3 protein-coding genes are annotated in these 4853 nt (G+C 74.0%); 2 read left to right on the forward strand and 1 reads right to left on the reverse strand.

Annotation, left to right across the window (positions count from 1 at the left end):
* Window positions 1-7: 7 nt before the first annotated feature.
* Window positions 8-1219, reverse strand: a complete 1212-nt coding sequence (locus FOE67_RS16665; protein WP_182665074.1) for a S8 family peptidase — start codon at window positions 1217-1219, stop codon at window positions 8-10.
* An 859-nt stretch (window positions 1220-2078) separates the two neighbouring features.
* Between FOE67_RS16665 and greA the strand changes: the two genes are divergently transcribed.
* Window positions 2079-2576, forward strand: coding sequence for a transcription elongation factor GreA (gene greA, locus FOE67_RS16670; protein ID WP_182665076.1), 498 nt, complete (start codon window positions 2079-2081; stop codon window positions 2574-2576).
* Between the two features lie 118 nt (window positions 2577-2694).
* Window positions 2695-4782 (forward strand): thioredoxin domain-containing protein, encoded by a 2088-nt coding sequence (locus tag FOE67_RS16675; RefSeq protein WP_182665077.1) that lies wholly within the window; start codon window positions 2695-2697, stop codon window positions 4780-4782.
* The last annotated feature ends 71 nt before the right edge of the window (window positions 4783-4853 follow it).

The raw sequence follows: 4853 nt of genomic DNA on the forward strand, positions 1-4853 counted from the left end.
GCCCGGGTCAGGGCACCCGGAGCAGGCGGTTGGGGCTGCCGCTGCCGGGGTTGGAGATCCGGCCGGTGGTGGACAGGGAGACGAGGCGGGACTCCACCTGGGCGGGGGAGAGGGTCGGGCTGCCGCCGAGAACCAGGGCGGCGGCGCCGGCGACGTGCGGGGCGGCCATCGAGGTGCCGGAGATGGTGTTCACCGCGGTGTTGGAGGTGTGCCAGGGGGCCGCGATGCTCTGGCCGGGGGCGAAGATGTCGACGACCGAGCCGTAGTTGGAGAAGGAGGCGCGGCTGTCGGAGCTGGTGCTCGCGGCGACCGTGATGGCCTGGGTGACCCGGGCGGGCGAGGAGTTGCCGGCGTTGGCGTTGCTGTTGCCGGCGGCGACGACGTAGGTGACGCCGGAGGCGATGGAGTCGCGCACGGCCTGGTCGATGACGCTGTTGGCGCCGCCGCCCAGGCTCATGTTGGCGACCGACGGGCCGGAGGCGTTGCGGGTGATCCAGTTGATGCCGTTGACCACCGACTGGACGGTGCCGGAGCCGGAGTTGTTGAGGACCTTCACGCTGACCAGGTCGGCCCGCTTGGCGACGCCGTACGCGGTGCCGGCGGCGGTCCCGGCGACGTGGGTGCCGTGGCCGTTGCCGTCGGAGCCGTTGCCGCCGAAGGCGTCGTAGCCGAAGCGTGCCCGACCGCCGAAGTCGTTGTGGGTGTACCGGATGCCGGTGTCCACGATGTAGATGGTGACCCCGGCGCCGGCCTGGTCGGGATAGGTGTACGAGTTGTTCAGCGGGAGGGCCGGCTGGTCGATGCGGTCCAGGCCCCAGGAGGGCGGGTTGACCTGGGTGGCGGTGGTGTGGACGACCTCGTCCTGGACCACGGCCTCGACGGCCGGGTGGGCGGCGAGCTTCGCGGCGTCCGCCTCGTCGGCCTCGATCGCGACGCCGTTGAGCACCGATTCCCAGGTGCTGGTGATCTCGGCGTCGAAGTCCTCGGCGAGCTTCTCGGCCTCGGCGGATCCGGCCTCCACGTCGTCCTTGAAGATGACGATGTAGCTGCCCTCGACGGCCTCGGGGGCGTCGGCGTTGAGGATGACGCCGACCGGTTCCTCGGCCGCCGCGGCGTGCGAGACGGCGGGCAGGATGCCCAGACCGAGGGCGAGGACGGCGGCTCCGGTCACGGTCAGACGCAATCCGGAACGGCTCAGGGGGGTGCGCGGCACTGACATCGAGGGTCCTTCCTCAGCGTGGTGCGCGAGTGGGGGGACGGGCGGGTGGTGCCTGGTGCCCGGGGTGGCGGGCCCGGGTACCCATCTGGGGCATGGGCATGACAAAGCGATCCCGGTGGCGTCCGGGGTGCCGGACGTCCCGCCGGGGAAAAGATTCGCCCCGTCACAGGAATCGCGCAAGAGGGTCGGAAGTCATGAACCCGTAATTCACATGCCCGTGACACCGTTCCGCCGCGCTTCATCCGGTGGTGACACGGTGGACGCGAACACCCCCGCCGTACCGGGGGGTTGGCGGGAAAGCGGCGGTCGGCGACGGCCCGTCGGCGGACCCGCCGGCGACCCGGGAGCGAGCCGCCGGCCCCCCGACCGGGCCCCTCACCGGCCCGGTCGCCCGGGCGGCCCCCCGGATGCCCGTCCGCCGGTGGCCGGGCACCCGCGTCGCCCACGTCTCACCCTCCCGGGTGGGAGCGTGGCCGGATCGGACCGTTCCGACACGCCCGGGCGGGAAGCCGTCGGCCGGCCGGGACGCCCCGGGCGACCGACCCCGCCGCCGGGGCGCCGGCGCCCGCCGCGATCCGCGGGCATCCGGCACCCGGCGGACCCGGGGTCACCCCGGAGGGTGAGACCGGCGGTGTCCCGGGCCCCGACCCGGCGCCGATCGGCCCCGTGCGACGGGCGGGCGAACGGATCACGACCCGACGTCGAATAACCGGTTGCCGGTTTGCCGGCGACGCCGGAGGGTAATTCCAGGGCGACTCGATCGCCCTTCGGTACGATTGATGTTTCGCCCACCCGGGGCGTCACCGCCTTCCGGGTCGGGCCTTGTTTGTATTCCGCCGAAAGTTCCTAGGAGCTACTTGTGACCCAGACCAGCGAAAGCGTCACCTGGTTGACCCAGGAGGCGTACGACCAGCTCAAGGCCGAGTTGGAGTACCTGTCGGGTCCCGCACGCACCGAGATCGCCAAGAAGATCGAGGCCGCCCGCGAGGAGGGCGACCTCAAGGAGAACGCGGGATACCACGCGGCCAAGGAGGAGCAGGGCAAGCAGGAGGCGCGCGTGCGCCAACTGGAACACCTGCTGCGGACCGCCAAGGTGGGCGAGGCCCCCGCGGACACCGGCGTGGTCGCCCCCGGCATGGTCGTCACCATCGCCTTCGACGGCGACGAGGACGACACGATGACCTTCCTCCTGGCGTCCCGGGAGTTCGCGACCTCCGACATCGAGACGTACTCCCCGCAGTCGCCCCTCGGCGGCGCGGTGACCGGCAAGCGAGCCGGTCAGGAGGCCCGGTACGAGTTGCCGAACGGCAAGATCGCCATGGTCAAGGTCATGGACGCCAAGCCCTACCAGTCCTGAGCCCGTCACCGGGCGTCGGCCCGGTCCGACGCCCGGTGGCCTCCGGGTGTCGGGAAATCCCCCACCGCCCCCGACCCGCCGTCGAGCCGCCGCCCCCGGTCTCCGGCAGGATGGGCCCATGGCCAACCGACTCGCCGAAGAGACCTCGCCCTACCTCCTGCAGCACGCCGACAACCCGGTGGACTGGTGGCCGTGGTCGCCCGAGGCCTTCGAGGAGGCCCGCCGCCGCGACCTTCCCGTTCTGTTGTCGGTCGGCTACTCCTCGTGTCATTGGTGTCATGTGATGGCTCGCGAGTCCTTCGCCGATCCGGACGTCGCCGCCTACCTCAACGACCGCTTCGTGGCGATCAAGGTGGACCGCGAGGAGCGGCCCGACGTGGACTCCGTCTACATGGACGCCGTGCAGGCCGCCACCGGGCAGGGCGGCTGGCCGATGACCGTCTTCATGAACGCCGAGGGCGAGCCCTTCTACTTCGGCACCTACTTTCCCCCCGAGCCGCGCCACGGCATGCCGTCCTTCCGGCAACTGCTGGAGGGCGTGCACACCGCCTGGACCGAGCGCCGCGAGGAGGTGGGGAACGTCGCCGGGCGCATCGCCCGGGACCTGGCCGGCCGGCAGGGTCCGCGCGACTTCCCCCCGCCGCCGGGGCCTGCCGAGCAGGCGGCGGCGCTGCTCCAACTGAGCCGGGAGTTCGACGCCGCGCGCGGCGGCTTCGGCGGCGCGCCGAAGTTCCCGCCCTCCATGGTGCTGGAGTTCCTGCTGCGCCACCACGCCCGTACCGGCGCCGACGGCGCGCTGGAGATGGTGCGCCGCACCTGTGACGCGATGGCACGCGGCGGCATCCACGACCAGCTCGGCGGGGGATTCGCCCGCTACTCGGTGGACGCGGAATGGACGGTCCCGCACTTCGAGAAGATGCTCTACGACAACGCCCTGCTGTGCCGGGTGTACACCCATCTGTGGCGGGCGGACGGCACATCCCGGGCCCGCCGGGTCGCCCTGGACACCGCCGACTTCATGATCCGCGAGCTACGCACCCCCGAGGGGGGTTTCGCCTCCGCGCTGGACGCCGACAGCGCCGACCCGGCCGACCCGGACGGGCCGCACGTCGAGGGCGCCTACTACGCGTGGACCCCGGCCGAGGTCCGCGAGGCCCTGGACGGAATCGACGAGGAGACCGTCACCGCCGCCCTCGACCTGCTGGGCGTCACGGAGGAGGGCACCTTCGAGGAGGGGCGCTCGGTGCTCCGCCTGCCCCCGGCCCCCCGGGACGGGACCGGGGAGGGCGCGGAGGGGGAGGACCCCGCCGAGGCCCTCCCCGTCGAGGTGCGCCGCCGGCTGCTGGCCGCCCGCGACCGCCGGCCGCGCCCGGGGCGGGACGACAAGGTCGTCGCCGCCTGGAACGGCCTGGCGATCGCCGCCCTCGCCGAGGCGGGGGTCTGCTTCGACCGGCCGGACCTCGTGGAGGCCGCGGAGCGCGCCGCCGACCTGCTGGTCGGCCGGCACATGGACGCCGACGGCCGGCTGACCCGCACCTCGCTGGGGGGCGAGCCGGGGCGCGGAGCCGGCGTGTTGGAGGACTACGCGGACGTGGCCGAGGGCTTCCACGCCCTGTACGCCGTGACGGGGGAGAGCGCCTGGCTAGACCTGGCCGGCACCCTCCTGGAGGTGGTCCTCACCCGTTTCCGGGACGCCGACGGCTCGCTCCACGACACGGCCGACGACGCCGAGCGCCTGATCCGGCGCCCGCAGGACCCCACGGACGGCGCCACCCCCTCCGGGTGGACGGCCGCCACCGGAGCGCTGCTGACCCATGCCGCCCACACCGGCGAGCCCCGTTACCGGGAGGCGGCCGAACGGGCCCTGGGGATCGTCACGGCCCTGGCACCCCGGGCGCCCCGCTTCGCCGGGTGGGGGCTGGCCGTGGCCGAGGCGGCGCTGGACGGCCCGCGCGAGGTGGCCGTGGTGGGCCCGCCCGGGGACCCGCTCCGCGCCGAACTGCACCGGGTGGCGTTGCGCTCCACGGCGCCGGGCGCGGCGGTGGCGGTCGGCGAGCCCGACGACACGGGAGCCACGCCCCTGCTGCGCGACCGCCCGCTGCGTGGGGGACGGGCCACGGCGTACGTGTGCCGGAACTTCGTCTGCTCCGCCCCCACCACCGACCCCGGGGAATTGGCCGAGCGGCTGCGCCCCGACCCCGCCTGACCCCGGGGACCCGGGGACGCCCGGGGACGCCCCGGGGACACGGCGGCGGGCCCGCACCCCTGCGCAGGGGT

The organism is Streptomyces calidiresistens (assembly GCF_014141525.1).
In the GTDB taxonomy this organism is placed as follows: Bacteria; Actinomycetota; Actinomycetes; order Streptomycetales; family Streptomycetaceae; genus Streptomyces; species Streptomyces calidiresistens.